The organism is Janthinobacterium sp. BJB426, from assembly GCF_002735705.1.
Classification (GTDB): domain Bacteria; phylum Pseudomonadota; class Gammaproteobacteria; order Burkholderiales; family Burkholderiaceae_D; genus Janthinobacterium.
This window is the reverse complement of sequence record NZ_PDZL01000004.1, coordinates 1-26,760: the sequence shown is the minus strand read 5'-3', so window position 1 is coordinate 26,760 and position 26,760 is coordinate 1. Positions and strand designations below refer to the sequence as shown.

Sequence of the window (26,760 nt, the reverse complement as noted above, 5' to 3'; positions counted from 1 at the left end):
CCAAACTTCCAAATTTCAGCCGGCGCGTTTCGCCGCGATGGCGTTGCCGGCCCGGCTAGATCCCTTGCGCCCCAGCTGCTGCGAGATGAACTGCCCCGCGTCCACCACCAGGTCGAGGTCGATGCCGGTGGCAATCCCCAGCCCTTGCATCATGTACAGCACGTCTTCGGTGGCCACGTTGCCGGTGGCGCCCTTGGCGTACGGGCAGCCGCCCAGGCCGGAGACGGACGAGTGATAGATTGCGATGCCCGTTTCCAGGCTGGCGTAGATATTCGCCAGCGCCTGGCCATAGGTGTCGTGGAAGTGGCCGGACAGGCCGCCCACGTGGAAAGCCGCGATGGCGCGCTGCATCACCGCCTGCGTCTTGCGCGGCGTGGCCACGCCGATGGTGTCGGCGATGTCGATCTCGTCGCAACCGAGGTCGCGCATGCGGCCCACCACGTCGGCCACGGCATCGAGCGGCACGTCGCCCTGGTAGGGGCAGCCGAAGGCGCAACTGATGCTGCCGCGCAGGCGCAGGCCGTGTTCCTTGGCCGCCTTGGCCACGCCTTCGAAGCGGGCGATCGATTCGGCGATCGAGCAGTTGATGTTCTTTTGCGAGAATGCCTCCGACGCGGAGCCGAAGATCACCACTTCATCGGCCTTCGCCGCCAGCGCGGCATCGAAACCCTGCATGTTCGGCGTCAGTGCCGAATAAATCGTGCCAGCGCGGCGCGCGATTTTGTCCATCACTTCCGCGCTGGTGGCCATCTGCGGCACCCATTTCGGCGACACGAACGACGCCGCCTCGATGTTGGCGAAGCCGGCCAGGGTCAGGCGGTCGACCAGCTCGATCTTGACGGCGGCGCTGATGGTTTCCTTCTCGTTTTGCAGGCCGTCGCGCGGACCCACTTCGACGATCTTGACCTGCTTGGGCAAACTGGCTTGAGCATTCATTTCAATATCCTTGCAAACGGTTGACGATGCCGGCGACAGAGTCTCCGGCTTGCAGGCGGCGCATCTTGGCGGCGATCTGCGCCACGCTTTCGCGGCGCAGGGTGGCGGCCGAAATATGCGGCGTGATGGTGATGCGGGGTTCTTGCCAGAACGGGTGCTGCTGCGGCAGCGGCTCGTTGCGGAACACGTCGAGGGTCGCCCCGGCGATATGCCCGGAACGGATCAGGGTCAATAAATCCGGTTCGGCCAGATGCGCGCCGCGCGCCACGTTGATGACGTAGGCACCCGGCAGCAGCATCGACAGGCGCGCGCGGTCGAGCAGGTTATGCGTGTCCGGCGTGAGCGGCAGCATGCACACCAGCACGCGCGTGCCGCGCAAGAATGCTTCCAGCCCCTCCTCGCCCGCAAAGCATTCGACGCCATCGACGTGCTTGTGGCTGCGGCTCCAGCCGCGCAGCGGGAATTCAAATTGCGCCAGCGCTTGCAGCACGCGGGTGCCCAGCACCCCCATGCCCAGCACACCGACGGGGAAATCCGCCTTGTCGAAGGCAGGCAGCGGCTGCCAGGTGCCGGCGTGGCCCTGCGCCTCGTAGTCGTCGAAGCGGCGGAAGTGGCGCAGCACGGCGTGGCTCACATATTCGGCCATCTGCACGCCCATGCCCGCGTCGTCCAGACGCACCAGCGGCACCTGGGCGGGCAGCGCCTCGCCGAATTTCAACAGCGCGTCGACGCCGGCGCCCGTGTTGAAGATGGCCTTGACGTTGGCCAGCTCGGGCAGCATGGCCGCCGGCGGTTGCCACACGACGGCGTAGTCGCATGGCGCGAGCGCTTCGCCTTCGCGCCAGAAGATAATGTCGGCCTCGGGCAGCAAGTCGCGGAAGTCGCTGATCCACGCTGCTTCCTTGCCATCCGAACGTTGTAACAGGATGCGCATCGTGGCTGCCTTATGCGGCAGCCTTGAAGGCCAGCAGCGGCGCGCCGTCGGCCACCTGGTCGCCGACGGCATACAGCACGTCTTCCACCAGGCCGTCGTGCGGCGCGGCGATCGTGTGCTCCATCTTCATCGCTTCCATGATGACCAACGGCTCGCCCTTCTTGACGTCCTGGCCTTTGTTCACCAGCACGGCGACGACCTTGCCCGGCATCGGCGCCGTCAGGCGGCCGCCTTCTGCTTCCACTTCGCCCGCATGCGCCATCGGGTCGCTGTAATGCAGGGTATGGTGCAAGCCGCTGGTAAACACGTGGAACTGTTCGCCGTCGCGCAGCACCGTGCCGTGCACGGCACGTTCACCGAGTTTGATGTGCAGCTCGTTGCCTTGGTGCGCCGTCAGGCTCAAGGGCTGGCCGTTGAACAGCCAGCCATCCGTCTTGTAGGCAACGCGCGCGGTATAGGCCTTGCCCTCGCTGGCCAAGGTGAATTCGTCGGCAAATGCCAGGCTGCGTCCCAGGGTGCTGTTCAGACGCCAGCCCAGGGCATTGCCCCACGGGTCGGCGCGCTGCAGCGATTGCGCTTCGGCGGCCGCTTTTTCTTCCAGCAGCAGGGCGACGGACGCCAGCGCCAGGGCCGTGTCGGGCGCCGCCTGCAGGGCGGGGAACAGCGTGTCGTGATTGCGCTCGATCAAACCCGTATCGAGGTCGGCGCTGGCAAACGCCTGGCCTTCGACCAGGCGTTTCAAAAAGGCGATATTGCTGGCCAGTCCCACGATCTGGTAGTCGGCCAGCGCCTGCGCCATGCGTGCCAGCGCTTCGCGGCGGTCCGCGCCCCAGACGATCAGCTTGGCGATCATCGGGTCGTAGAATGGTGAAATCGCATCGCCCTCGCGCACGCCCGAATCGATGCGCACGGCGGCCGGAACCAGCGTGCCACCCAGTTCGAACGTGACGGCCGATGGCGACTGCATGTGGCGTAGGGTGCCGATCGACGGCAGGAAGCCCTTCTCCGGATTTTCCGCGTAGATGCGCGCCTCGATGGCGTGGCCGTGGATCGCCAGTTCGCTCTGTTTTTTCGGCAGCGGCTCGCCAAAGGCGACGCGCAACTGCCATTCCACCAGGTCGGTGCCGGTGATCATTTCCGTCACCGGGTGTTCCACTTGCAGGCGCGTGTTCATTTCCATGAAGTAGAACGAACCATCCTGGTTGGCGATGAATTCGACCGTGCCCGCACCGACATAGCCAACAGCCTTGGCAGCGGCGACGGCCGCTTCGCCCATGGCCGCGCGGCGGTCAAGCGGCATACCCGGCGCCGGCGCTTCTTCCAGTACCTTTTGATGGCGGCGCTGCACCGAGCAGTCGCGCTCGAACAGGTAGATGCAGTTGCCCAGGGTGTCGGCGAACACCTGAATTTCGATATGCCGCGGACGCGACAGGTATTTTTCGGCCAGCACCTTGTCGTCGCCGAAAGAGCTGATCGCTTCGCGCTTGCACGAGGCCAGTGCCGCCTTGAAGTCGGCGCTGTTGTCGATGACGCGCATGCCCTTGCCGCCGCCGCCGGCCGACGCCTTCAGCAGCACGGGGTAGCCGATCTTGTCGGCTTGGCCGTGCAGGAAATCCGCATCCTGTTCTTCGCCGTGGTAGCCGGGCACCAGCGGCACATTTGCTTTTTCCATCAGCGACTTGGCGGCCGACTTGGAGCCCATGGCGCGCATGGCGGACGCCGGCGGGCCGATGAAGACCAGGCCCGCAGTGGCGCAGGCGTCGGCGAAGTCGGCGTTCTCGGAGAGGAAGCCATAGCCGGGGTGGATCGCCTGCGCCCCTGTCGCCAGCGCCACGGCGATGATCTTGTCGCCGCACAGATAGCTTTCCTTGGCCGGCGCGGGGCCGATCAGCACCGCTTCGTCGCACACGGCGACGTGCTTGGCGTTGGCGTCTGCTTCCGAATATACGGCGACGGTCTGGATACCCATGCGGCGCGCGGTAGCGGCGACACGGCAAGCGATTTCGCCGCGGTTGGCGATCAGGATTTTAGTGAACATGGTCTCTCTCTTTGCAGCTCGTGGCTGGAAGTTTTTTATCTGAGGTGTCGCTGTGAGGAATGCGCCCTGGTGGAGCGCATTCCGATGGGCTGGATCAGCAGCCGCACTTCTCTTTCTGTACCGAGTCGAGCATGGCGCCGCGCGTCTGCAAGCCCAGCTTACCGAGCAAGACGCGGTCGTCTTCCGCTTCCGGGTTGTCGGTGGTGAGCAGCTTGTCGCCGTAGAAGATGGAGTTGGCGCCAGCCAGGAAGCACATGGCTTGCACGGCTTCGCCCATCTGGCGGCGGCCCGCCGACAAACGCACGCGCGCTTTCGGCATGGTGATGCGTGCGACGGCAATCGTGCGCACGAATTCGAACGGATCCAGCGCTTCCAGTCCAAACAAAGGCGTGCCTTCCACCTGCACCAGGTGATTCACGGGCACCGATTCCGGATACGGATTCAAATTGGCCAGCTGGGCGATCAGGCCCGCGCGCTGCAAGCGCGTTTCGCCCATGCCGACGATGCCGCCGCAGCACACTTTCAAGCCCGCTTCGCGCACGCGGCCCAAAGTATCGAGGCGGTCCTGATATTCGCGCGTCGAGATGACGTTGTCGTAAAACTCGGGCGCTGTATCGAGGTTATGGTTGTAGAAGTCCAGGCCCGCGTTTTTCAGGCGGTCCGCTTGTCCTTCTTCCAGCATGCCCAAAGTAGCGCATGTTTCCAGGCCCAGCGCCTTGACCTTGCTCACCATCTCTTCGACTTTTTCCATGTCGCGGTCCTTCGGGCCGCGCCAGGCGGCGCCCATGCAGAAGCGCGTGGCGCCGTTGGCTTTTGCCTGGCGGGCCGCGTCGAGCACCGTGTCGATGTCGAGGATTTTTTTCGCTTCCACGCCCGTGTCGTAGCGGGCCGCTTGCGGGCAGTAGCCGCAGTCTTCCTCGCAGCCGCCCGTCTTGATCGATAGCAGGGTCGCCAGTTCCACATCGCCATCGGGGAAGTTGATGCGGTGGGTTTGCTGGGCCTTGAACATCAGGTCATTGAAAGGCAGGTCAAACAGGGCCAGCACATCGGCGATGGGCCAGGTGGCCGCTTCCGGCAGGGTGATGCGCGCCGCAGGACGGTGCAGTTCGACGGTTTTTGCTGCTTCTTGGACTAAAGACATGGTGATTCCTTCGTTTCTATTTTTTAGCTACATTAAGTGTTGGGATGCTGCGCCGGCCAGTTCGGCAAGCCGGTGAAATCGAGATACGCCGCTGCCGCTTGCGCGCCCGGTTGCGCCAGGCGCGGTACCTTGCCCAGCAGCGGCGCCGGGATGCGCTCGATCAGCGCATCGATATTTTCGTCGAGGAAGCGCATTTCCACTTCCAGGGTGTTGGCCACCCAGCCGATCACCGTCAGGCCGCGCGCTTCGATGGCTTCCAGCGTCAGCAAGGCCTGGCTGATGCAGCCCAGGCGCATGCCGACCACGAGGATCACGGGCAAATCGAGCTGCTGCGCCAGGTCGGCCGAATCAAAGCCGGGCGACAGCGGCACGCGGAAACCGCCCACGCCTTCGACCACCACGGCGTCCGAGGCGGCGGCGATTTCCAGGTAGGCGGCCAGGATCGGCACCGATTCGATGCTCACGCCTTCGAGCGCGGCGGCGATATGCGGCGCCGCCGGCTCCTTCAGCATGTAGGGTGTCGTCAGGCTGCGCAGCATGGTGACGTTGCCGGCGGCGATCAGGCTGTCGGCGTCTTCATTATGCAGTTCACCGTCGCGCATCTCGGCGCCGGCGGCGACCGGCTTCATGCCGCAGGCACGCACGCCGCGCGCAACGAGCGCGTGCAGAAGGGCCGACGACGTCAAGGTCTTGCCGATTTCCGTGTCGGTGCCGGTGACGAAACAGGCAAAGCGCGAGGGCAGGCCGGCAGTGGCCGGCGCCGGCTGCACGGCCGGCGCCAGGTCCGCCAGCACTTCCGCCACGATAGGGTCATCAAGGCTCATGGCGATTCCTTTCCAGGGTGTTGACTGCGTTGATCAATTGGGCCACCTCCTGCGCCGTGTGGCCGGCTGACAGAGTCACGCGCAGGCGCGCCGACCCGGCTGGCACGGTGGGCGGGCGGATGGCGCCGACCCACAGGCCCTGCTGGTAAAGGTGGGCGGCGATGTCCAGCATGTCGGCATTCTCGCCAATGATGACGGGCTGGATGGCGGTCACGGACGGCAAGGCTTGCCAGTGCTGCAGTTGCAAGCCCTCGTTCCATTGCGCCACCAGCGCGGCCAGGTGCATGCGACGTTGTTTTCCTTCGTCCCCGGCGATGATGTCCAGGCTGGCCAGGAGCGCATGCGCGAGCGCGGGCGCGGCGGCCGTCGTGAAGATGTAGGGGCGCGCCTTCTGGATCAGGGTGTCGATCACGGCTTCGTGCGCGCAAACAAAGGCGCCGCCCACGCCGGCCGACTTGCCCAGGGTGCCCACGTATACGAGGTAGGGTGAATGCAGGTCGAAGTGTTCCAGCGCGCCGCGGCCATTGGTTCCCAGCGCGCCGAAGCCGTGCGCGTCGTCAACCACCAGCCAGGCGCCGTATTGTTCGCACAGGGCCAGCAGCGCGGGCAGCGGCGCCAGGTCGCCATCCATGCTGAAGACGCTGTCGGTGACGACGATCTTGGTTTTCGCCGTGCTGGCCGCCAGCAGGGCCGCCAGGGCATCGAGGTCGGCATGCGGATACACGCGCGTTTTCACGCGCGCCAGGCGCGTGCCATCGATCAGCGAAGCGTGATTCAGCGCTTCCGAAAAAATCTCGGTGTCCGCATCGCCCGCCGACAGGGCGGTCAGCACGGCCAGGTTGGCCATGTAGCCGGTGCAAAAATACAGGGCGCGCGCCTGTTCCAGGTTGGCGCCCACGAAATCTGCCAGGCGCTCTTCCAGCTGCGCGTGGGCGCGGCTATGGCCGCTGATCAGGTGCGAAGCGCCGCTGCCTGCGCCATACAGGTCGGCGCCCTCTTTCAGCGCGGCGACGATGCGCGGATGCGACGCCAGGCCCAGGTAGTCATTGCTGCAAAAGGCCAGCATGGCGCGGCCATCGACCGTCAGGCGCGGTGCGCACGGCGTGTCGACGGTGCGGCGGCGGCGGATCAGGCTGCGCTCTTCCAGCCTCTGCAACTGCTGCTTCAAGCGCGCGATCAGTTCCATCTCAGGCTCCGATCACTTTGTTGAAGACGGCAAGCGTCTGCTGGCCCAGGCCCGCGATTTCGGCGTCGTCGAGGATGTACGGCGGCATCAGGTAGACGGTGGAGCCGATGGGGCGCATCAGCAGTTCATGTTCCAGCGCCGTGCTGAAGAAACGGCGCGAAAAGTCGGGTGCCGCATCGACGGCGTCAAACGCCCAGATCATGCCCTGCTGGCGGAAGTGTTTTACGCGCTCGTGCTGCGCCAGCGGCGCCAGGGCGCGCGTGATTTTTTCGGCGCGCACCCGGTTGGCCGCCAGCACATCGTCTTCCTCGAAGATCGACAAGGTCGCCAGCGCCGCGCGGCAGGCCAGCGGATTGCCCGTGTACGAGTGCGAATGCAAAAAGCCGCGGCGCACGTCGGTGCTGTAGAAGGCTTGATAGATATCTTCGCGCGTCATCACCAGCGATAACGGCAAATAACCGCCGCTGATGCCTTTCGACAGGCAGACGAAATCGGGCCAGATGCCGGCCTGTTCGCACGCGAAGAAGGTGCCCGTGCGGCCGCAGCCGACGGCGATTTCATCGAGGATCAAATGGACTTGATAACGGTCGCACAGGGCGCGCACCAAGGACAGGTACAGCGGGTCGTGCATGGCCATGCCGGTGGCGCACTGCACCAGCGGCTCGATGATGATGGCGGCGATTTTGTCCGCTTTTTCCTGGAACAGCTGTTCCACTTCAAAGGCGGCGCGGCGCGCCACATCTTCAGCGGTTTCGGCTTCCTGCGTCTGGCGGAAGTCGGGCGACATCACCGTTTGCGTGGCACGCAGCAGGGGGCCATAGGCATCCTTGAACAGCGCGACGTCGGTGACGGCCAGGGCGCCGATGGTTTCGCCGTGGTAGCTGCCCTTCAGGCAGACGAATTCCTGCTTTTCACTCTTGCCGCTGTTGCGCCAGGCGTGAAAACTCATTTTCAGGGCGATTTCCACGGCCGACGCCCCGTCGGATGCGTAAAAGCTGTGGCCAAGCACGCCGCCGGTGAGCGCAGAGAGCTTTTCCGACAGTTCGATCACCGGTTCATGCGTGAAGCCGGCCAGCATCGCGTGTTCCAGGCGGTCCAGCTGGTCCTTGAGTTCCGCATTGATGCGCGGATTCGCATGGCCGAACAGGTTCACCCACCAGGAGCTGATGGCATCCAGGTAGCGTCGGCCTTCGTGGTCGTACAGCCAGGCGCCGCGGCCATGGCTGACGGGGATGAGCGGTACAGTCTCGTGGTGCTGCATTTGCGTGCACGGATGCCACACGCTGCGCAGACTGCGTTCGACCCAGCCCGATTGTTTTTCTACTTTCAAAACTGCTCCAATGATATTGCTAGCCCATGAGCCAGCTCGGCTTGCGCTTGTCGAGGAACGATTGCACGCCTTCGCGGCCCTGCTCCGAGGCGCGGATCTGCGCGATGCGCTCGGCGCTGTCCGCCAGCAGCGCATCGTTGACCGGCTGGCCAACGATCTCGCGCACCAGCGTTTTCGCTTGCGCCACGGCGTGCGGGCTGTTGCCCGTCAGCGCTTTGAGCACCTCGGCGGTTTTCGCGTCCAGCGCGCTTGCCTCGACTACCTCGTGGGCAAAGCCGACGCGCAACGCTTCCTGGGCGGAGAATCGCTCCGCGGTCAGGAAATAGCGGCGTGCCGCGTTTTCGCCCATGGCCTTGATGACATACGGTGAAATAGTGGCCGGGATCAGTCCCAGCCGCACTTCGCTCAGGCAGAAATGCACGTCTTCCGCAACCAGAATGATATCGCATGCGGCGACGAGGCCCATGCCGCCCGCATAGCAGTCGCCCTGGACCTTCGCCACCACGGGTTTCGGACACAGGTAAATCGTGCGCAGCATCTGCGCCAGCTGCAGCGCGTCGGCCTGGTTTTCGGCATGCGTGTAACCTGCCATCTTCTTCATCCAGTTCAGGTCCGCACCGGCGCAAAAGGCCGCGCCATTTGCCGCCAGCACGATGGCGCGCACCATGTCGCTGCGCCCAAGACCCTCGAAGGCGCGCGCCAGTTCGGCGATCGTCGTCTCGTTGAAGGCATTGCGCACGTCGGGACGGTTCAGGGTCACGGTGGCGACATTGCCCTCGATGACCAGCTTTAAGGTTTCAAATTCCATGGTCTTCTCCCCCTTACATGCGGAATACGCCGAACTTCGTGTCCGGGATTTCCGCGTTCAAGGCGGCGGACAGGCCCAGGCCCAGCACCATGCGGGTGTCGGCCGGGTCGATCACGCCATCATCCCACAGGCGCGCGGTGGCGTAATACGGGTGGCCCTGGTGTTCGTATTGGTCCTTGATCGGCTGCTTGAAGGCGGCTTCCTCGTCCGCGCTCCATGCGCCGCCCTTGCCTTCGATGCCGTCGCGCTTGACGGTGGCCAGCACGGAAGCGGCCTGGTCGCCGCCCATGACGGAAATGCGCGCATTCGGCCACATCCACATGAAACGGGGGGAAAACGCGCGGCCGCACATGCCGTAGTTGCCGGCGCCGAAGCTGCCGCCGATGATGACGGTGAATTTCGGCACGGCGGCCGTGGCCACGGCGGTCACCATCTTGGCGCCATTGCGGGCAATGCCTTCGTTTTCGTACTTGCGGCCCACCATGAAGCCCGTGATATTTTGCAGGAAGACGAGCGGGATCTTGCGCTGGCAGCACAATTCGATGAAATGCGTGCCTTTCAGGGCCGATTCGGAGAACAAGATGCCGTTATTGGCGATGATGCCGACTTTTACGCCATAGATGTGCGCAAAGCCGCAGATCAGGGTGGTGCCGTAGCGGGCCTTGAATTCGTCGAAATCGCTGCCGTCGACGATGCGCGCGATCACTTCACGTACGTCGAACGGCTTGCGCGTATCGACGGGGATGACGCCGTACAGTTCCTGCGTCGGGTATTTCGGCTCGACGGATGCGCGCAAGTCCATCTGCTGCGGTTTTTTACGGTTCAGGTTCGAGACGATGGTGCGCGCCAGCGACAGCGCATGCAGATCGTTTTGCGCCAGGTGGTCGACCACGCCGGACAAGCGCGTATGCACGTCGCCGCCGCCCAGGTCTTCCGCCGTCACCACTTCACCTGTCGCCGCTTTCACCAGCGGCGGGCCGCCGAGGAAAATCGTGCCCTGCTCCTTGACGATGATCGATTCATCGCTCATGGCCGGCACGTAGGCGCCGCCGGCCGTGCAAGAACCCATCACGACGGCGATTTGCGGGATGCCCTTGGCCGACAGATTCGCCTGGTTGTAGAAGATGCGGCCGAAATGGTCGCGGTCGGGGAAGACGTCGTCCTGGTTCGGCAGGTTGGCGCCGCCCGAGTCGACCAGGTAGATGCACGGCAGGTTGTTCTGGTCGGCGATTTCCTGGGCGCGCAAGTGCTTTTTGACCGTCATCGGGTAATACGTGCCACCCTTGACGGTAGCGTCGTTACACACGATGACGCATTCCTGGCCCGAGACCCTGCCGATGCCGGTGATGATGCCGGCGGCGGGCGCCGCATCGACGCCTTTGGCGTCCTGGTACATGGCGTAGGCCGCCATCTGGGAAAACTCGAGGAAGGGCGTGCCGGGATCGAGCAGCATCTGCACGCGGTCGCGCGGCAGCAGTTTTCCGCGCGCCAGGTGCTTGGCGGCCGCCGCCTCGCCGCCGCCGGCCGCGATCTTTTCCACTTTGTCGCGCAAATCGTCGACGATGGCTTGCATGGCCGCGGCATTGGCCTTGAAATCTTCACTGCGCGGATTGAGTTTGCTTTCGATGTGCGGCATTGCGGTTCCTTTTTATGATCGCCCGGTCTCTCGGGTCGCGCTATTCGGGAAAACTGCCGTCGAGATAAAACCAACGCATGCCACCGTCACCGGCTTCGCGCACGAAGCGACTCACTTCATGCAGGCGGTGCGCGCGGCCGTTGACCTTGTAGCGGGCTACGAATTCCACGCTATCGCGGTGTATCTCTTCGGCTTGATCTGCTGATACTGCTTTACGTTGACGTAAACGTAAAGCAGATTTTACCTCAAGTCCCAGCCAGTGGACTTTTTCTTCTTCGGCAAATAAAGCGTCGGCGGGACGGGTGCTGGCGTGCCAGGTGGCAAGCAGATACGGCTCGTCGCGCAAGGTGAACGCCGTGTAGCGCGAACGCATCAGGGCTTCGGCCGTGGGCGGCAAGGCGTCGCCCGCGATATACGGGCCGCAGCAACTGGCGTAGGAGGCGCCGCCACAGGGGCAGGCGGCAGATGTCGAGGGTGTGGGCATGCGCTGACGGATAGGGGAACAGGAAAGTTCCGCAATTATCCGCCATATCGGCAGCGGCGCGTGCGCGCCGCCTTGGCCGGCTATTTTTTCGGACTGAGGAAGTCCAGCGCGAACGGCGGCGCCTTGCCGGCCATGAGGTCGGCCAGGATGCGCGCCGTGCCGGCGGCAAAGGTGAAGCCCAGCGGGCCGTGGCCCACGTTGAGCCACAAGTTCGCATATTTGCTGGCACCCACCAGCGGCGCGCTGTTCGGCGTGGCGGGACGCAAACCGGCCCAGGCCGTGGCCTGGTCGTAATCGGCGCCGTGCGGCATGGCTTCGCGCGCCAGCCGCGTCAGGCCGGCGATGCGGTTCCAGTCGATGCTGTTGTCGGCGCCCACCATGTCGACCATGGCGGCCACGCGCAGGTCGCCACCAATGCGCGCATACAGCACCTTGCGCTCAAAATCCGTGATGCTGATCTCGGGCGGCCGGTCTTGCGCGCGGATGGGCGCCGTCAGGCTGTAGCCTTTCAGCGGGTACAGGGGCAGGTAAATGCCCGCCGTGGCGGCCAGGTCGCGGCTCTGGATGCCGGCCGCCAGCACATAGTGATCTGCCTGCAATAGGCCCAGGCTGGTGTCGGCGCCCGTGATCCTGCCCTTGTGCGTGACGAGGCGGCGCGCCTCGCCTTTTAATATGAGCGAACAATTCGGGTGCTGCAGCAGGCGCGCTTCCAGGGCCAGGCAAAAGGCGTGGCAATCGGCCACCGCCTCGCCTTGCGTAAAGATGCCGCCTGCCAATGAATTCTGCAGGGCGGCCAGCGCCGGTTCGCGCTGTACCGCCTCCGTCGGCGACAGGACGAGGCGCGCTTCTTCCGATTCGGGCCGCGCCACGGCCCGTTGAAAGATGGCGGGCGAACGGTAGACGATGAGTTTGCCTGCATCGCGCCAGGCATACGCTTCGGGCGGCACGGTCAGTTCCAGCTGCGCCATGCCGGCGCGGCTCAGTTCGCCTAATTCCAGCAGCTTGGCCGTCGTGCGGGCGTTGCTGGCGGCATTGCAATTGCGCAGGAAACTGGCCATCCAGCGCCATTGGCGCCAGTCGGCCTCGGGACGGAAGCGCAGCGGACCATCTTTCTGCAGCAGCCATTGCAGGGCCTTGAAGGGTACGCCCGCGTCCGCCAGGGGCGCCACATAACGATAGCTGAGCTGGCCGCCATTGCGGTAGCTGGCGGCGATCGCCACCTGTTCATTACGTTCCAGTACCGTGACCTTGTAGCCGGCCTCGGCCAGCCACCAGGCCGATGTCAGACCGACGACGCCGCCGCCGATGATGATGACTTGTTGCTGCATGTTGCCTCGCTGCGTTGCGCTCCCATGGTGCGGAAGCATTCGGGAAGAGCTTAGAGGCTGGCCGCCAAGGCAGCCAATGAAACATCATGGTGCAGCCATAACTTTCAGGAATGCACCATTTCAATGCACGGACTGATTGTTATCTATCGCACCACGGTAGAGCGCGGTGAGTATCAATTCCTCGCTGCGTCCCATGGCGGAATAGGCGCCAGGATAGTGTTCGGGATCGCTGCCCGTGCCGCCCACCAGCATCACCATGCCGTTCCTGTTCTTGAAATCGAGCACGAAGGCGGACACGAGGCCATACGCGTCGCCCAGGTGTCCCACGGCCGCGAAACTGGCGCCCTCGACCAGGCCGTTGCCCTGCCCCGCCACTGCATCGAACTGCTGGTTGCCCAGGCCCCAGGCGCGGTACAGGCCCCGCTCGCTGTCGCCATTGTGGGCATCGGGTGCCAGTTGCCATTGGCGACCAAACATCAGCGCGATGCTGGCCGGTTGCAACAGTTGTTGATTCTGGTAGCGGCCGCCGTCGAGCAGCATTTGCATGACCTTGCCCAGTCCCGCGGCGGAAATGCGCAAGCCGCCCGTGGGACTGAAGACGGTGGCGTTGCTGCCGATCACATAGCTGGCCATGTTGGCCGGTGGATGTGTGTAAAAATCGTCGGCTTGGGCGATCCACGGCCCTTGCGGCTGCCACACTTCCGTCTCCAGCGTGCGCTTGCGGTACAAGGTGGCCGTGTTCGCCACGTCTTCCGCCGGAAAGGCCGCCGGGTTGTAGCCGCCGCGCACATCGAGGGGATCGAGCAGCAGACGCCGCATCAGCAAGTCGAAGCGCTCGCCCGTGACTTTTTCCATCACCGTGCCGATCACGCCCCAGTTCAGGTTGGAATACATAAAGTAGCGGCCCGGCGCCGCGGCCGCATCCCACATCGTATCGCCGCCGGCCGTAAACACGTCGCGCAAGCTGCGTTCCGGTCCCCAGGCATAGCCGCCCGCATCGCGCAGCGAGGAAGTGTGGCTGAGCAGGCTGCGCAGGGTGACGGTTTGCTGGGGAAAGTGCGGGTTGCGCAGGGAAAAGCCCAGATAGATGCCCACGTCCTGGTCCAGGCTCAGCTTGCCCTGCTCGACCAGCCGCATCAGGCCCACGGTGGTCATCATCTTTGATACGGAAGCGATGCGGAACAGAGTGGCCGGCGTCACGGGCAAGCTGTCCGCCGGCGTGGCGCCGATATGCCGGTAGCCAAATTGTTGCTGATACGACACCTTGCCCTGGCGGATGGCCAGCACGGACAGGCTGGCCAGCGGGTGGGCCGCATCATCGACGATGGCGGCCAGCGTGGCATCGAGCGCGCGCTGATGGTCTTGCTGCATGCCACTGCCGGGCGGGGCGGCCAGCGCGCTCCAGGTCGTGCCCAGCAGCAGCAAGCCCAGTAAGCCCGTCATTTTATTGTGCATGTTTCCCTGTTTTGCGATGTGGTGGAGGCGCCACCAGCATAGGGCGGGATGGTTGACTACGCTAATGAAAATTGCTTATTTATCTATAATGCAAAGCTATACGTACGGTAAAACATTGTTTTTTTAAGTGTATAACCGTTATTTATGGTCATTTTCCATTTATTCATGGGTGGACGGGCTACGCGCAAGCGCCATCGCTATTACACTAGGAGGACAAGGAGAACTGTATGAGCCAGACCAGCGTAGAACTCAAGGTCGATTTAAATGACAATTCGCCTTTATATATGCAGATCGCCCGCAAGCTGAGCGATGACGTACGCAACGGCCGCTACCAGGTAGACCAGGCCCTGCCATCTGAACGTACCCTGTCCGAACTGCTCGACGTATCGCGCGTGACTGCCCGCAAGGCCATCGACCAGCTCGTAGAGCAAGGTCTCGTCGTGCGCCGCCGCGGTTCGGGCAACTATATTGCCCCGCGCATCGAACAGCCGCTGTCGAATTTGTCGAGCTTTTCCGAGCAGCTGCAGCAGCGCGGCTACCGCCCCGGCTCGCGCTGGCTCAAGCGCGAAGTCGTCATCGCCAGCAGCGATGAACAGCTGAGCCTGGGCTTGGCGCAGAACACGAAAGTGGCGCGCCTCGAGCGCCTGCGCCTGGCTGACGACGTCGTGATGGCGTATGAAGTCAGCGTGCTGCCCTTCAGCGTGGTGCCGGACCCGGCCGCCATGGGTGACTCGCTGTATGAATACTTGAGCAGCATCAAGAAGTCCCCCGTGCGCGCCTTGCAGCACATCCGCGCCATGAATGCGACGGATGTGCTGGCCAAGCAACTGGGCATCCCCGATGGCCAGGCCGTGCTGTTCATCACGCGCATCGCCTACCTGGAGTCGGGCGAAGCGGTGGAACTGACGCATTCGTATTGCCGCAGCGATCATTACGATTTTGTGGCGGAAATGCGCCGCGCTCCATAAATCTACTGTTCGAGCAGGCGGATCATGGATTCCGCCACGCCGACGGACGACTCCCAGCTCATGCCGGTCACCAGCCGGCCATCGACCTCGACGTGACTCTTGCCATTGGCGCCGTGCCTGAAAATGCCGCCATGGCGCTTGATGCTGGCTTCCGCCGAAAAGGGATAGGCCTTGTATACCGGCGATTCCTTGTTGAGATACGCATCGGGGAACGAGGTGAGCGTCTTGCCCTGGATCAGGAAAGTACCGTCACTGAGCTTCAGGTTCTTGATGCCCTCGGTGCCATGACAGATGGCCGCGATCACTCCGCCTTGTTGTTCGTAGATACGCAAGGCGATGTCCTGCAGCGGCTTGTTTTCCGGGATGCCGACGATGGCCGCGCCGCCGCCGACGAAAGCCATGCCCGCGTACTCGTCTGCCTTGACCTCGGCGACGGGCCTGGTATGGGCCAGTGCCCACATGAAATCACTGTCGTACAGGTACTTCTTGAGCAGCGCGTCCGACGTGACGATCATTTCCAGGGGAATGGCGCCCCCCTCGGGACTGACGAAGTCGACCGCGTACCCTGCTTTGCGAAAGGCATCATAGGTATAGGCCAGTTCGGGGAAATTATTGCCTGCATTAATTTTTGTGCCCGGATATTGATGCACATTCGACGCCACCAGCAGCACCTTGCGTGCGTGGCGCGGAGCTGCTGGCTCGCGATGGGCCGACTTGCTGATGATCTTCCAGTTGCCGGCGATCTTTTTCAAAAGAAAGACATCCACGTAACGGACCCCTTGCTGGGGAATGTGGATCTCGGCCTTGGCCGTGGCCACCTTGCCGCTGACATCCACTTTAATCAGCCGTCCGTGGCGTCCATTGAATTGCCCTTTTTTCTCCTCGCTAAAGAGTTTGGCGTATTCCGGACCGCTCAACTCCCATTCGGTATCGTTTTTGCCGTCGAGGTAAAGGCGGGAATTCGCTTGGAAGGCCTGGTTGATTTCGTCCTGTACGTTGAAGCTGGTGCCATGCAGATACAAGCCCACGGTTTCCCGGACGGCATTTTCGTCCTGGTCTGCGGTTGCGGCGGTGCCGACGGCGGTGATGCTTAGCAAGCAACAGGCGAGTACCGTTCGCAATAAAAACTGAATCATGACTTTACCCTGAATGAAGAACTGCGTTTATCGGAGCAACGACTATTGCAGATCGTTGTTGGTCGATAAGTTATCGAAATGCAGGGGAATTGATGTCGCCAAACAGGATTTCAGACTCCGGAATGGCGTTTCCGGAGTGGTCTTACGCGGAAATGGCCCTGGTCGCCTGGCTGGATTGGGCGCGGAAGCTGGCGGGCGTTTGCCCAGCAACTTTCTTGAAGGTCGAGTAGAAGGTGGAACTGGAATTGAACCCGCAGCGCTCGGCAACGATATCCATGTTCAGTTGCGGTTCGTCCGTCAATACCTGTTTCGCTTCGGCGATACGGTATTCGTTGACGTAGGTAGTGAAGCTCTTGCTCAGCTTGTCATTGAGCACCTGCGATACCTGCGCCTGCGTGCATCCCGCCCGCTTGGCCAGTTGGGCCAGGGTCAGGTTCGGATTCAGATAGGATTGTTGCCCGCTCATCTGTTGTTCCAGCGCAGCGAGCACGGCAAGCCCATCTTCGTGCGTCAGGCGGCTATGCTGGTATTTCTGCCTCAGATCGGCAGGCGTCGAGGTTTCCTTTCTCAGCAGAAAGACCATGACCGCCACATGCAGCGAGAAGGTGAACGACAAGGCGCCGACAATATAGGACGTGAACGGCGTGCTCGCGTACGCCGCCAGCATGACACCGCTGCCGGCAAAGACGCTTAGCAGGAGCACGCTGCTGGTCGCCATCCGCTGTCCGTCGTTCAGCCATGCATGGCGGCTTTGCCAGAGCAGCCTGGCGGCCGCCAGCAGGTAGCCTAGCCAGAACACATGAATGGCATGACTCGACAGGTCCCACACGGAACGATATGCGGAATACGGAAAGGCAACGCCTATGCCAATGATCAGGAAGGACAGGCCGAGATGCCAGCGCCATTGCTGGCCGGCAGGCAGTTGCGCGCGCCCGGCGATGAAAGAGTGCACATAGAGATAGGTCAGGGGACCGATCAGCAGGCAAGCCGACAGGCCCAGTTGGCGGAATTCGATGGCGATCGCCGGGTTGAAGTAGAGGAAGGCGGATTTGGCGGTGCGCACCCCGACGGCAAGCAGCAATGCACCGAGCATGCAGTCGGCCAGGCAGCGAGGCCGACGGCTGAAAAAATAGACGGCCAGGAAAATGCCGTTGATGGCGCCCAGGGCGCTAAACAGGAACAGCAATTGGCGAGCGATCATGGGGCGTGTCGTGGATGTTGGCGTCGAACGGAAGTATAGACACAAACGGGGGCGTATCGAAGTACAAGTAGTACGCCACGCTCCTGCGCCAGCCATAAACGCCCGTTATGCCCGTCCGCCAACCTTTCATGGTTGATCTCGCCCGTTGGTATTAAACTGGTTTCACGTTCAACCATGTTCTGAAATCATGTTGAAAACTGAAACCCCGAGCCGGCGGCATCCGGACCTGGACTTGTATCCGGTGGAGCAACTGGTGGCGGCGCTGGTCGATGACCAGTTCTGGGCCGTCGAATCCGTGCGGCTGGCGTCGCCCGACATCGCTGCCGCCATCACGGCCGCCCTGCCCCGCATCGCGGCCGGCGGACGCCTGCTGTACGTGGGCGCGGGCACGTCCGGCCGCTTGGGCGTGCTCGACAGCGTTGAATTGAATCCTACGTTTTCCTGGCCGCCCGAGCGGGCCGTCGCCATCCTGGCCGGCGGCGCGGGCGCGATGTTTACGGCAGTCGAAGGGGCCGAAGATGATTTATCGCAAGGTGAGAAGGATTTGCTGGCCCTGCAGCCGCAGGTCAATGATGTGGTGATCCTGCTGGCCGCCTCCGGTGCCACGCCGTATGTGCTGGGCGCCTTGCTGGCCGCGCGCAAGGCGGGCGCCTTGACGATAGGCATCGCCAACAATGTGGATGCCCCCGTGGCACACGAGGCGCAATGCGGTATCGTGCTCGACACGGGTATGGAAGTCATTTCTGGCAGCACCCGTCTGAAGGCGGGCACGGCGCAAAAAATCACCCTGAATACGATTTCCAGCGCGCTGATGGTGGGTTTGCATAAAACTTACGGAAACTTGATGGTAGACTTGAAGCCGACCAACGCCAAGCTGATCTGGCGGGCGGTGCGTCTGACCATGCATGCCACCGGTGCCAGCGAAGTGCAGGCCAGGACCGTGCTGGAGCAATGCCAATTTCACGTCAAGGTGGCGATTGTTGCCTTGATCAAAAAAATCAACACAAACCAGGCACAGGCATTGTTGGCCGGCGCGGACGGCAGTGTGCGGGCGGCACTGGCGGCGTGATCCGATGGCGCGGCATTCTTCTGTCTGGGAGACAAAGAAGGATGTATGGAGCTAGTGAAACAAACCGCCCCGGTGCGCACGAACAAGCCGTGGCTGTGGATCCCTTCCCTGTATTTCGGCCAGGGCATTCCCTATGTAGTGGTCATGACCTTGTCCGTGATCATGTACAAGAATTATGGTTTCAGCAATACGGATATCGCGCTGTATACCAGCTGGTTGTACTTGCCCTGGGTCATCAAGCCCCTGTGGTCGCCCTTTATCGACATGTACCGCACCAAGCGCTTCTGGATCGTCGGCTTGCAGCTGGTGATCGGCGCCGCGCTGGCGCTGGTGGCCCTGACGACGTCCTTGCCCCACTTTTTCCAGATCAGCCTGGCCATCTTCTGGCTGATGGCCTTCAGTTCCGCCACGCATGACATCGCCGCCGACGGCTTTTACATGCTGGGACTGGAAGAGCACCAGCAGGCGGCCTTTGTCGGCGTACGCAGCACTTTCTATCGCCTGGCGATGATCGCGGGCCAGGGCGGCCTCGTGTATCTGGCCGGCTATCTGACGCATGCGACGGGCAATGTGCAACTGGCCTGGTCCGTCGTGTTTGCCATTCTGGCAGGATTGTTCATCGCCCTCTTCCTGTACCACTATTTCATCTTGCCCAAGCCGAAGGATGACCGCCCCAGCATCCAGGGCGCCGGTGTTTCTCCGTTGCAGGAATTCGTCGCCACCTTTGCTTCCTTCTTCAAGAAGAAGGATATTTTCGTCATCCTGGGCTTTTTGCTGCTGTTCCGCCTCGGCGAAGCGCAACTGTTGAAGCTGGCGGCACCCTTCCTGCTAGACCCTGTCGCCAAGGGCGGCCTGGGCCTGAGCACGGAACAGGTGGGCCTCGTTTACGGCACTATCGGCGTGATCGCCCTGACGCTGGGCGGCTTGCTGGGCGGATTCATCATTTCCCGCTTCGGCTTGAAACGCTGTTTATGGATCATGGTGCTGTCCGTCCACTTGCCCGACCTGGTCTTTGTTTACCTGGCCAGCGCCTTGCCCAGCAGCATCTATGTGATCGCCGGGGGTATTGCGCTGGAGCAATTTGGCTATGGTTTCGGTTTCGCTTCGTACATGTTGTACATGATCATGGTCTCCGATGGCGCGCATAAAACGGCCCATTACGCCATTTGCACGGGCTTCATGGCCCTGGGCATGATGTTGCCGGGCATGGCCAGCGGCTGGATACAGCAAATGCTCGGCTACCAGCATTTCTTCATCTGGGTTTGCATCGCCACCATTCCTGCTTTCATCATGGCCGCGCTGGTCAAGATCGATCCCGAATTCGGCAAGAAGGCCGAGGCCTGATTCTTTTGAACCGTGCGCCCGCATGGATGGCGGGCGCACAGTAAAATGCCCGCACCGATAGACCTGCGCTTCACCACTGCAAGGAATTGTTTTGTTGTCTACTTTCAAAAAACGCCTGGGCGCCAGCGCCGGCGTATTGGCCGCGCTGGCCACCGCCACTTTGCTCAGCAGCTGTAGCAGCACCAAGCTGCCCTCCGCAGTGACGCCGGGCGAAGCGGGTTTGCCGGCCGTGCCGCCCGTGCAGCACATCACGGGCGAAGTGCCGCCGCCCGCGCCACGCGAGTTCCGCGCCGCCTGGGTGTCGACGGTCGCCAATATCGATTGGCCCAGCCGCAGCAATTTGCCTGTCGCTAAGCAGCAAGCCGAGGCGATCGCCATCCTCGACCGTGCCAAGTCCTTGAATCTGAACGCGATTGTGCTGCAGGTGCGCCCCAGCGCCGACACGATTTACCCGTCGCAACTGGAACCGTGGTCGGAATACCTGACCGGCAAGCAAGGCCAGCCGCCATTGCCGATGTATGACCCGCTGGCCTTCTGGGTAGCGCAGGCGCATGCGCGCGGCCTGGAATTGCACGCCTGGTTCAATCCCTACCGTGCCCGTCACGCGACGGCCAAGTCGCCGCTGGCGCGCGACAGTTTCGCGTCCACCAACCCGGCATCCGTCAAGCAGTACGGCCGCTACCTGTGGATGGATCCGGGCGACGCCGCCGCCTCGAAACATACGACAGACGTGGTGCTCGACGTGGTGCGCCGCTACGATATCGATGGCGTGCACATCGACGATTACTTTTATCCGTATCCAATCGATGCGCCTGGCGCCGGTGCCGGTGCGGAAACGGCCGCGCTGGATGCGGGCAATGGCGGCGCCAAGCGCGAATTGCCTTTCCCCGATGAACCGTCCTGGCAGCAATATCTGCTGGCTGGCGGCCAGCTGGATCGCCCTTCCTGGCGCCGCCAGAACGTCAACCAGCTGATCGAAGCCTTGTATACAGGCATCCACCGCGAAAAGAGCTGGGTGCGTTTTGGCATCAGCCCCTTCGGCATCGGTCGTCCGGACCGCCGCCCTGCCGGCATCGTCGGCTTCAGCCAGTACGATAAATTGTATGCGGATGCGGAATTGTGGCTGGCCAAGGGCTGGCTCGATTACCTGTCGCCGCAGCTGTACTGGCCCGTGGCGCAGGCGCCGCAAGCGTTTGGCGTGCTGCTCGACTACTGGCTGGCACAAAACCCGTATGGCCGCCACGTGTGGCCAGGCCTGTACACGAGCCGCATCGACAATTCCGCCAAATCCTTCACGCCGCAAGAGATCATCAAGCAGATCGAAGTGACGCGCACGCGGCCCGGCGCGAATGGACAAGTGCATTTCAGCATGGTGCCCCTGATGCAGAACCGCAAGGGTGTCAGCGAGCAACTCAAGGCGACCGTGTATCAAAGCCCTGCCCTGATTCCCGCCACACCGTGGCTGGGCAAGGAAGCACCGGGCACGCCCATGTTGGCCCTGCGCCGCGATTCCACCAGCCTGAATGTCAAGTTGACGTCGGGCGGCGGCAAACCCGTGGCGCAATACGCCGTCTGGGCCCGCTATGGCGAAGACTGGCGCTTCACGGTCGTCACGGGCGTGCAGGGCGAACTGACCCTGGTCGACGATGCCACCGGTAAAGTCAACGCGGTGGTGGTCAGCGCCGTGGACCGTCTCGGCAATGAAAGCCCCCGCGTCACCGTGCGCGAACCGTTTACGGCCCCCGCCAAGTAACTTTGCCGGCTCACCGGCAATCCATAACCTGCGGGCATGAAACATGCGCAAGCTTTCATGCCTGCAAGCTCCGCTTGGCTTTACACTCATGCCATGATTTCCTTCCCTGCAATTAATACTGACACTGCCGTGCTCGGGCTGGGCATCGACGCGGGCGGCACGCAGACGCGCTGGGCGCTGGCCACCGCCGATGGCGCCATCGTGGCCGAAGGGGCCGTGGAAGGCTTGTCTGCCTTGCAAATGAGCAGCGATGCGGGCCGCGCAGCCGTGCACGCCACGTTTGCGAAACTGTCTCAGGCTGTGCTGGCCGTCGGCCAACCGCGTGCCGTGGTGGCGGGCTTGACTGGCTTTGGCGGCGATGATGTGGCGCTGGCGTACATGCTGGCGGAGTTGCTGGCGCTGGAAGCCGTTGATGTCCGCTTGGGCAACGATATCGACATTGCCTATCGCGACAGTTTTGAACCAGGCGAAGGTTATCTGGTCTACGCTGGCACGGGTTCGATTGCCGCCTGGATCGATGCGGATGGCGTGTTTCACCGCGCAGGCGGGCGCGGCGTGTTGCTCGACGATGGCGGCGGCGGTTACTGGATCGCGCGCGAAGCCTTGCGCCACATCTGGCGCCGCGAAGACGAGGCGCCCGGCAGCTGGCAAGGGTCTCCCATGGCCGGGGCCGTATTTGCGCAGCTGGGTGGCAGCGACTGGTCATTGTCGCGCGCCTTCATGTATGGTCAGGACCGGGGCGCCATCGGCCGGCTGGCGCTGGCCGTGGCCGCCAGTGCGGACGCAGACCCGCTGGCGCTGGACATCTTGCAGCGCGCGGGACAGGAACTGGCGCGTCTGGCGCTGGCCCTGACGACGCGCTACGGTTCCCGTCCCGTGGTGCTGGCGGGCCGCGCGGCGCAGTTGCACCCGGCCATTGCGGTTGCCATGCGGGCTGCTTTGCCGGTATCGTTGATGATGGAGCAAAAAGTTGCTCGTGCGCATGAGGCTGCGGCCAAGCTGGCAGCCCGGGCAGCCAGCCAGCGTACTGGCAAGAACTGACTATTTTATTAACCCGAACATGGATCTTTCATGAAAAAAATCGCCCTCGCCCTGCTGGTGGCCCTGCTCTCCGCCTGTACCACGCCCGCGCCGCACCTTGACCACAGTTTGACGGCGCGCAGCCAGAGCCCGCGCGTGAAATTCATCGTCATCCATTACACTGTCAGCGACCTGCCCCGCTCGATCAAGATCCTGACGGAACAAGTGGTCAGCAGCCATTATTTGCTGACGGACACGGACAAGCCGAAGTTTTACGTGCTGGTCGATGAATCGCGTCAGGCCAATCACGCGGGTGTGAGTAACTGGAAGACTTATACACAGTTGAATGTCAGCTCGATCGGCATCGAGATCGTCAATCCCGGCTACAAGGACACGCAGGAAGGCCGCCTCTGGTATCCCTTCCCGCAGGCGCAGATCGATGAGCTGATTCCGCTGCTGAAAGATATACAGGCCCGTTACAACATCGCACCGGAAAATATCCTCGGTCATAACGAAATCGCCCCGCAGCGCAAGCAGGATCCGGGTCCGCTGTTCCCATGGCGCCAGCTGGCCGATGCGGGCCTGATCGTCTGGCCCGATGCGAACCGCGTGGCCGCGCAGCGAATCATTTTTGAGCAGCAAGTGCCGGATGCCGTCTGGTTCCAGAAAAAGCTGGCCCAGCACGGCTATGCGACGCCGAATACGGGTGTGTTTGATGAAGCGACGCGCAATGTGCTGATCGCCTTCCAGATGAAATACCGCAACACCTTGTTCGACGGCACGCCTGATGGCGAAACGGCGGCCCTGCTGGAAGTGCTGACGACGCCAGCCCCAGCGGCCCCAGCTGTTGTTGCAAAGTAGCATGGCCGTTCCAGTCCATGACTTTTTCTTATATGCTGAACGTTGACGGCCCAGGCGGCCACGGCAAGGTAAAGGAATAGCTCATGCGGCTGCGTCATATCGAAGTGTTTCACGCCATCATGCAAGTTGGCACCATCAGCGGCGCCGCCCAGGTGCTGCATATCTCGCAACCGGCCGTAACCAAGGTCTTGCAGCATTGCGAGTTGCAACTCGGCATGCCGCTGTTCGAGCGCGTACGGGGCAAGTTGTACCCGAAGCCCGAGGCGCACCGCTTGTTTGTCGAGACGGAAAAGCTCAACCGCGACTTATTGGGTATCCGCCGCCTGGCGGCCAGCCTGAAGGGCCACGCGGTGGAAACCATCCGTTTGGTTTCCACGCCGACGATTGCCATCAGCGTCTTGCCGTTTGCCATGACGGAGTGGCGGCGCGACTTTCCCCACACGCGTTGCCAGTTGGCTACCCACCATACGGGCGAGATCGTCAATACCTTGCGCCTCGGTGAAGCGGACCTGGCCGTGTCGCTGCAAGACCCGCGCCATCCGGGCATCGTGGCCGAACCGATCGCGCAGGGCGTCATGACGGTGATCGCCCCGGCCGGCACCTGGCGCGCGGCCGATTGCGGCACCCCGTTGACGGCGCATGGCCTGAATGGCGAGCTGATCGGCCATGCTGACAACGATCCACTGGGCGAACTGGTCGTCGCCGCCTGCGAAGCGCAGGATATCCACCCCGTGTTTTCCACCGTGGTGCAGACTTATCAAATCGCGCGTTCTCTGGTGGAAGCGGGCGCCGGCATGGCCGTGGTCGACCCGTTTACGGCCGCGTCCGGCTCGCCCGAGCGGCTGCAGCGCCGTCCTTGGGCGCCCACGATCCCCATCCAACTGTATTTATTGACGGCGAGCCACTCGCCGCTGTCGCATGGCGCGCGGCGCCTGGCCGACAGCATCGGCGTGGCGGCGCGTAATTGCCTGGAAAGAGGAGTCTGATGTCTGTTGCAAGTTTGCAATTGGAAGCGGTGAGCAGCGATCCGCAATTTCGCCACCTGAGCAGCATCGCCGGCATCGCCGTTGACTTGCGCTATGCCACGCCCGACAATTTCGTCGGCCGCGACTTATACAGCCCCATCGATTGCGCCTGGCTGCACCGCGACGCGGCCGCAGCACTGGAACAGGCCGTGGCCTGGCTGGCCGCGCGGCGGCCCGATCATCATCTATTGGTGCTCGATGCCCTGCGTCCGCAGCGGGTGCAGCAGCAACTGTGGGACGCGCTGCAGGGAACGGAGTTGCTCGGCTACATCGCCGAGCCGTCGCGCGGCTCGATCCATTCGTTCGGCATGGCGCTCGACATCACCATCGTCGGCCCGGATGGGCAGGAACTGGACATGGGGACTGGCTTTGACGATTTAAGTGAGCGCTCGCACCCGGCATTGGAGCTGGTTTTGCTGGAGAAAGGGGAAATTACCGAGGAACACGTGGCGCACCGCCGCCTGTTGCGCGACGCCATGTTCCAGGCGGGCTTCTTCGGCATCAACAGCGAATGGTGGCATTTCGATTGCGGCGACCGGGTGCTGGTGCGCCAGACCTACACCCGGGTACTCTGATTAGAAGGCCTTCAGGCCTTTCAGCATCACGATCAGGATCAATACGGGCGAGACAAAGCGCAGCAGGAACAGCAGCACATGCGCCAGTTTTCTGTTCTGCAGCTGGCCGTGATTGCTGATCGCATCGATGAAATGCTGCTTGCCCCAGGCCCAGCCGGTAAACAAGGCAATCGCGATCCCGCCAACCGGCAGGAAGATATTCGACGAGACGAAGTCGAACAGATCAAACATATTCAAATTAAACAGCTTGAAGTCTGCCAGGGTGCTGTTACTCAGCGCGCAGACGGAACCGAGCACTGCCAGCAGCAGCATGGTCACGACGGTAGCCCTGGTGCGGGTCCAGCCAAAGCGTTCATGGAAAATCACTACGGGCACTTCCATCAGGGACAGCATCGCCCCGGTAGCGGCGACGGCGGCCAGGATGAAGAACACCACCATCAGCGCTTGTCCCATGGGAATTTGCGAGAACACGGCGGGAATCGTGATGAACACCAGCGACGGTCCCGCGCTGGGGGCGAAACCAAACGTGAACACGGCGGGGAAGATGGCGATGCCGGCCAGCATGGAGACGCCGAGGTCGGCCGCCATCACGCGCAGGGTTGTCACGGGGATATTCTGGTCGTCGCGGAAATAGCTGCCGTAGGTCATCATCGTGCCCATGCCAACGGACAATTTAAAGAAGGCCAGGCCCATGGCCGTCAGCACGACGGAGGCTGTCAGCTTGGAAAAATCAGGACGGAACAGAAAAGCCAGTCCTTCGCCCGCTTTGTCGAGCGACAGGCTGACCGCGCACAGCAGCAGCAGCAGCAGGAACAGCAGCGGCATGAGTTTCTTGGCGATCGCCTCGATGCCCTTGGTCACGCCCAGCATCAAGATGCCGCCGATAAACAGCAGCACGCCCCATTGCCAGAATAGCGATTGCAGGGGATTGCTGATCAGCGAAGCGAAGGCCGCTTCCGTCACGCGCTTGTCGCTGCTGAGGATGGAGCCATCGATGGCCTTGGCGATATACGCAAACACCCAGCCGACCACTTCCGAGTAGAACGCGACGATCAGGAAGGCGGCCACCATGCCGATCACGCCGACCAGCCACCAGGGTTTGCCCTTTGGTGCCAGCTGTTCCATGGTGGAAATGGGATTGACCTTGGCGCGGCGCCCCAAGGTGATTTCCGCGATCATCACGGGCAGTCCCACTAATAAGGTAGCGAGCAGATAGATGAGCAGGAAGCCGGCGCCACCGTTGGCGCCCGTCAGGTAGGGGAACTTCCAGATGTTGCCGAGACCGACTGCGGAACCGAGGGTGGCGGCGAGCACGCCGAAGCCAGTGGTAAAGCCAGCCCGTTTCAGGGTCAGGCCTGATCCTTGAGCTTGTTGTTTCATGGTGAATCTTCTATGTATGGACGCGGATTTGCGCTGAGGGGGCGAAATTGTAGCAGTTGGCCGCAAATACCCCGGAAAAGCCTTGCTACTACGGGGGCGCTTTGCTATAGTTCGCCTCCCCAATGAGGCGCAGTCAAATGCGGCAGTTGAGGATCACCGGAAACGGCGATGTAGCAAAAAGAAGGAGTTGACGGACGTAGCGAAATGCTTCATACTCTTCCTTCTTCGCAGCTGACAAACACAACGCTTTGTCGATAGCGCGAAAGCAGTAACCGAATACAGTTCTTTAACAATTAACAGTCGATAAGTGTGGGCATTTGATGTAAGT

Annotated in this window: 23 protein-coding genes; 8 read left to right on the top strand and 15 right to left on the bottom strand. The window is 62.4% G+C overall.

The window, feature by feature from the left end; all coding sequences use genetic code 11:
- Positions 1 to 15: 15 nt before the first annotated feature.
- The 12 genes from CSQ93_RS07945 to CSQ93_RS07890 form a co-directional block, all read right to left on the bottom strand.
- On the bottom strand, positions 16 to 936 hold the full coding sequence (locus CSQ93_RS07945) for a hydroxymethylglutaryl-CoA lyase (protein WP_099377606.1): 921 nt from the start codon (positions 934 to 936) through the stop codon (positions 16 to 18).
- Between the two features lies 1 nt (position 937).
- The gene (locus CSQ93_RS07940; RefSeq protein ID WP_099377605.1) at positions 938 to 1,870 is read right to left on the bottom strand and encodes a 2-hydroxyacid dehydrogenase; all 933 of its coding nucleotides are present in this window, start codon (positions 1,868 to 1,870) and stop codon (positions 938 to 940) included.
- A 10-nt stretch (positions 1,871 to 1,880) separates the two neighbouring features.
- Positions 1,881 to 3,908: an acetyl/propionyl/methylcrotonyl-CoA carboxylase subunit alpha gene (locus CSQ93_RS07935; RefSeq protein WP_099377604.1), complete on the bottom strand. Its 2,028-nt coding sequence runs from the start codon at positions 3,906 to 3,908 to the stop codon at positions 1,881 to 1,883.
- Between the two features lie 94 nt (positions 3,909 to 4,002).
- The gene (bioB, locus tag CSQ93_RS07930; protein WP_099377603.1) at positions 4,003 to 5,049 is read right to left on the bottom strand and encodes a biotin synthase BioB; all 1,047 of its coding nucleotides are present in this window, start codon (positions 5,047 to 5,049) and stop codon (positions 4,003 to 4,005) included.
- Between the two features lie 32 nt (positions 5,050 to 5,081).
- Positions 5,082 to 5,873 (bottom strand): dethiobiotin synthase, encoded by a 792-nt coding sequence (bioD, locus tag CSQ93_RS07925; protein ID WP_099377602.1) that lies wholly within the window; start codon positions 5,871 to 5,873, stop codon positions 5,082 to 5,084.
- Positions 5,863 to 7,059, bottom strand: a complete 1,197-nt coding sequence (gene bioF, locus CSQ93_RS07920; RefSeq protein ID WP_099377601.1) for an 8-amino-7-oxononanoate synthase — start codon at positions 7,057 to 7,059, stop codon at positions 5,863 to 5,865. Before bioF ends, bioD begins: the two co-directional genes overlap by 11 nt.
- Position 7,060: 1 nt before the next feature.
- The gene (bioA, locus tag CSQ93_RS07915; protein WP_233516109.1) at positions 7,061 to 8,389 is read right to left on the bottom strand and encodes an adenosylmethionine--8-amino-7-oxononanoate transaminase; all 1,329 of its coding nucleotides are present in this window, start codon (positions 8,387 to 8,389) and stop codon (positions 7,061 to 7,063) included.
- Between the two features lie 19 nt (positions 8,390 to 8,408).
- On the bottom strand, positions 8,409 to 9,197 hold the full coding sequence (locus CSQ93_RS07910) for an enoyl-CoA hydratase/isomerase family protein (RefSeq protein ID WP_099377599.1): 789 nt from the start codon (positions 9,195 to 9,197) through the stop codon (positions 8,409 to 8,411).
- 13 nt (positions 9,198 to 9,210) lie between these two features.
- Complete coding sequence (locus CSQ93_RS07905) at positions 9,211 to 10,833, bottom strand: carboxyl transferase domain-containing protein (RefSeq protein ID WP_099377598.1); 1,623 nt, start codon at positions 10,831 to 10,833, stop codon at positions 9,211 to 9,213.
- A gap of 40 nt (positions 10,834 to 10,873) precedes the next feature.
- On the bottom strand, positions 10,874 to 11,317 hold the full coding sequence (locus CSQ93_RS07900; RefSeq protein ID WP_099377597.1) for a YchJ family protein: 444 nt from the start codon (positions 11,315 to 11,317) through the stop codon (positions 10,874 to 10,876).
- A gap of 80 nt (positions 11,318 to 11,397) precedes the next feature.
- Positions 11,398 to 12,684: a D-amino acid dehydrogenase gene (locus tag CSQ93_RS07895; protein WP_099377596.1), complete on the bottom strand. Its 1,287-nt coding sequence runs from the start codon at positions 12,682 to 12,684 to the stop codon at positions 11,398 to 11,400.
- Between the two features lie 81 nt (positions 12,685 to 12,765).
- The gene (locus CSQ93_RS07890; RefSeq protein WP_233516107.1) at positions 12,766 to 14,088 is read right to left on the bottom strand and encodes a serine hydrolase domain-containing protein; all 1,323 of its coding nucleotides are present in this window, start codon (positions 14,086 to 14,088) and stop codon (positions 12,766 to 12,768) included.
- Positions 14,089 to 14,327: 239 nt separating this feature from the next.
- Here CSQ93_RS07890 and CSQ93_RS07885 point away from each other — a divergent pair, with 239 nt between their 5' ends.
- A complete protein-coding gene (locus CSQ93_RS07885; RefSeq protein ID WP_099377594.1) occupies positions 14,328 to 15,068 on the top strand; it encodes a GntR family transcriptional regulator in 741 nt (246 codons plus the stop codon).
- A 2-nt stretch (positions 15,069 to 15,070) separates the two neighbouring features.
- Here the strand turns inward: CSQ93_RS07885 and CSQ93_RS07880 are convergent, their stop codons facing one another.
- A complete protein-coding gene (locus tag CSQ93_RS07880; protein WP_099377593.1) occupies positions 15,071 to 16,204 on the bottom strand; it encodes a nuclear transport factor 2 family protein in 1,134 nt (377 codons plus the stop codon).
- Between the two features lie 142 nt (positions 16,205 to 16,346).
- Complete coding sequence (locus tag CSQ93_RS07875; RefSeq protein ID WP_158301172.1) at positions 16,347 to 17,405, bottom strand: helix-turn-helix transcriptional regulator; 1,059 nt, start codon at positions 17,403 to 17,405, stop codon at positions 16,347 to 16,349.
- A gap of 187 nt (positions 17,406 to 17,592) precedes the next feature.
- Between CSQ93_RS07875 and CSQ93_RS07870 the strand changes: the two genes are divergently transcribed.
- From CSQ93_RS07870 to CSQ93_RS07840, 7 genes are all read left to right on the top strand, one after another.
- A complete protein-coding gene (locus CSQ93_RS07870; protein WP_099377591.1) occupies positions 17,593 to 18,474 on the top strand; it encodes an N-acetylmuramic acid 6-phosphate etherase in 882 nt (293 codons plus the stop codon).
- Positions 18,475 to 18,519: 45 nt separating this feature from the next.
- Entirely contained in the window at positions 18,520 to 19,818 is a 1,299-nt protein-coding gene (locus CSQ93_RS07865; RefSeq protein ID WP_099377590.1) for an MFS transporter, read from the top strand.
- A gap of 91 nt (positions 19,819 to 19,909) precedes the next feature.
- The gene (locus tag CSQ93_RS07860; RefSeq protein WP_099377589.1) at positions 19,910 to 21,571 is read left to right on the top strand and encodes a glycoside hydrolase family 10 protein; all 1,662 of its coding nucleotides are present in this window, start codon (positions 19,910 to 19,912) and stop codon (positions 21,569 to 21,571) included.
- A gap of 93 nt (positions 21,572 to 21,664) precedes the next feature.
- Positions 21,665 to 22,612: a BadF/BadG/BcrA/BcrD ATPase family protein gene (locus tag CSQ93_RS07855; RefSeq protein WP_233516106.1), complete on the top strand. Its 948-nt coding sequence runs from the start codon at positions 21,665 to 21,667 to the stop codon at positions 22,610 to 22,612.
- A gap of 30 nt (positions 22,613 to 22,642) precedes the next feature.
- Positions 22,643 to 23,452: an N-acetylmuramoyl-L-alanine amidase gene (locus CSQ93_RS07850; protein ID WP_099377587.1), complete on the top strand. Its 810-nt coding sequence runs from the start codon at positions 22,643 to 22,645 to the stop codon at positions 23,450 to 23,452.
- Positions 23,453 to 23,535: 83 nt separating this feature from the next.
- A complete protein-coding gene (locus CSQ93_RS07845) occupies positions 23,536 to 24,438 on the top strand; it encodes a LysR family transcriptional regulator (RefSeq protein ID WP_099377586.1) in 903 nt (300 codons plus the stop codon).
- On the top strand, positions 24,438 to 25,052 hold the full coding sequence (locus tag CSQ93_RS07840) for a M15 family metallopeptidase (protein ID WP_099377585.1): 615 nt from the start codon (positions 24,438 to 24,440) through the stop codon (positions 25,050 to 25,052). Before CSQ93_RS07845 ends, CSQ93_RS07840 begins: the two co-directional genes overlap by 1 nt.
- Here CSQ93_RS07840 and CSQ93_RS07835 read toward each other — a convergent pair whose 3' ends face one another.
- Complete coding sequence (locus CSQ93_RS07835; protein ID WP_099377584.1) at positions 25,053 to 26,432, bottom strand: sodium-dependent transporter; 1,380 nt, start codon at positions 26,430 to 26,432, stop codon at positions 25,053 to 25,055.
- Positions 26,433 to 26,760 lie beyond the last annotated feature (328 nt).

Excerpts from the sequence above, each read along its gene's own strand:
- CSQ93_RS07945 (WP_099377606.1), bottom strand. The coding sequence starts at position 936 with ATGAATGCTCAAGCCAGTTTGCCCAAGCAGGTCAAGATCGTCGAAGTG.
- CSQ93_RS07940 (WP_099377605.1), bottom strand. The coding sequence starts at position 1,870 with ATGCGCATCCTGTTACAACGTTCGGATGGCAAGGAAGCAGCGTGGATC.
- CSQ93_RS07935 (WP_099377604.1), bottom strand. The coding sequence starts at position 3,908 with ATGTTCACTAAAATCCTGATCGCCAACCGCGGCGAAATCGCTTGCCGT.
- bioB (WP_099377603.1), bottom strand. The coding sequence starts at position 5,049 with ATGTCTTTAGTCCAAGAAGCAGCAAAAACCGTCGAACTGCACCGTCCT.
- bioD (WP_099377602.1), bottom strand. The coding sequence starts at position 5,873 with ATGAGCCTTGATGACCCTATCGTGGCGGAAGTGCTGGCGGACCTGGCG.
- bioF (WP_099377601.1), bottom strand. The coding sequence starts at position 7,059 with ATGGAACTGATCGCGCGCTTGAAGCAGCAGTTGCAGAGGCTGGAAGAG.
- CSQ93_RS07910 (WP_099377599.1), bottom strand. The coding sequence starts at position 9,197 with ATGGAATTTGAAACCTTAAAGCTGGTCATCGAGGGCAATGTCGCCACC.
- CSQ93_RS07905 (WP_099377598.1), bottom strand. The coding sequence starts at position 10,833 with ATGCCGCACATCGAAAGCAAACTCAATCCGCGCAGTGAAGATTTCAAG.
- CSQ93_RS07900 (WP_099377597.1), bottom strand. The coding sequence starts at position 11,317 with ATGCCCACACCCTCGACATCTGCCGCCTGCCCCTGTGGCGGCGCCTCC.
- CSQ93_RS07895 (WP_099377596.1), bottom strand. The coding sequence starts at position 12,684 with ATGCTTCCGCACCATGGGAGCGCAACGCAGCGAGGCAACATGCAGCAA.
- CSQ93_RS07890 (WP_233516107.1), bottom strand. The coding sequence starts at position 14,088 with ATGACGGGCTTACTGGGCTTGCTGCTGCTGGGCACGACCTGGAGCGCG.
- CSQ93_RS07885 (WP_099377594.1), top strand. The coding sequence starts at position 14,328 with ATGAGCCAGACCAGCGTAGAACTCAAGGTCGATTTAAATGACAATTCG.
- CSQ93_RS07880 (WP_099377593.1), bottom strand. The coding sequence starts at position 16,204 with ATGATTCAGTTTTTATTGCGAACGGTACTCGCCTGTTGCTTGCTAAGC.
- CSQ93_RS07875 (WP_158301172.1), bottom strand. The coding sequence starts at position 17,405 with ATGATCGCTCGCCAATTGCTGTTCCTGTTTAGCGCCCTGGGCGCCATC.
- CSQ93_RS07870 (WP_099377591.1), top strand. The coding sequence starts at position 17,593 with ATGTTGAAAACTGAAACCCCGAGCCGGCGGCATCCGGACCTGGACTTG.
- CSQ93_RS07865 (WP_099377590.1), top strand. The coding sequence starts at position 18,520 with ATGGAGCTAGTGAAACAAACCGCCCCGGTGCGCACGAACAAGCCGTGG.
- CSQ93_RS07855 (WP_233516106.1), top strand. The coding sequence starts at position 21,665 with ATGATTTCCTTCCCTGCAATTAATACTGACACTGCCGTGCTCGGGCTG.
- CSQ93_RS07850 (WP_099377587.1), top strand. The coding sequence starts at position 22,643 with ATGAAAAAAATCGCCCTCGCCCTGCTGGTGGCCCTGCTCTCCGCCTGT.
- CSQ93_RS07845 (WP_099377586.1), top strand. The coding sequence starts at position 23,536 with ATGCGGCTGCGTCATATCGAAGTGTTTCACGCCATCATGCAAGTTGGC.
- CSQ93_RS07840 (WP_099377585.1), top strand. The coding sequence starts at position 24,438 with ATGTCTGTTGCAAGTTTGCAATTGGAAGCGGTGAGCAGCGATCCGCAA.
- CSQ93_RS07835 (WP_099377584.1), bottom strand. The coding sequence starts at position 26,432 with ATGAAACAACAAGCTCAAGGATCAGGCCTGACCCTGAAACGGGCTGGC.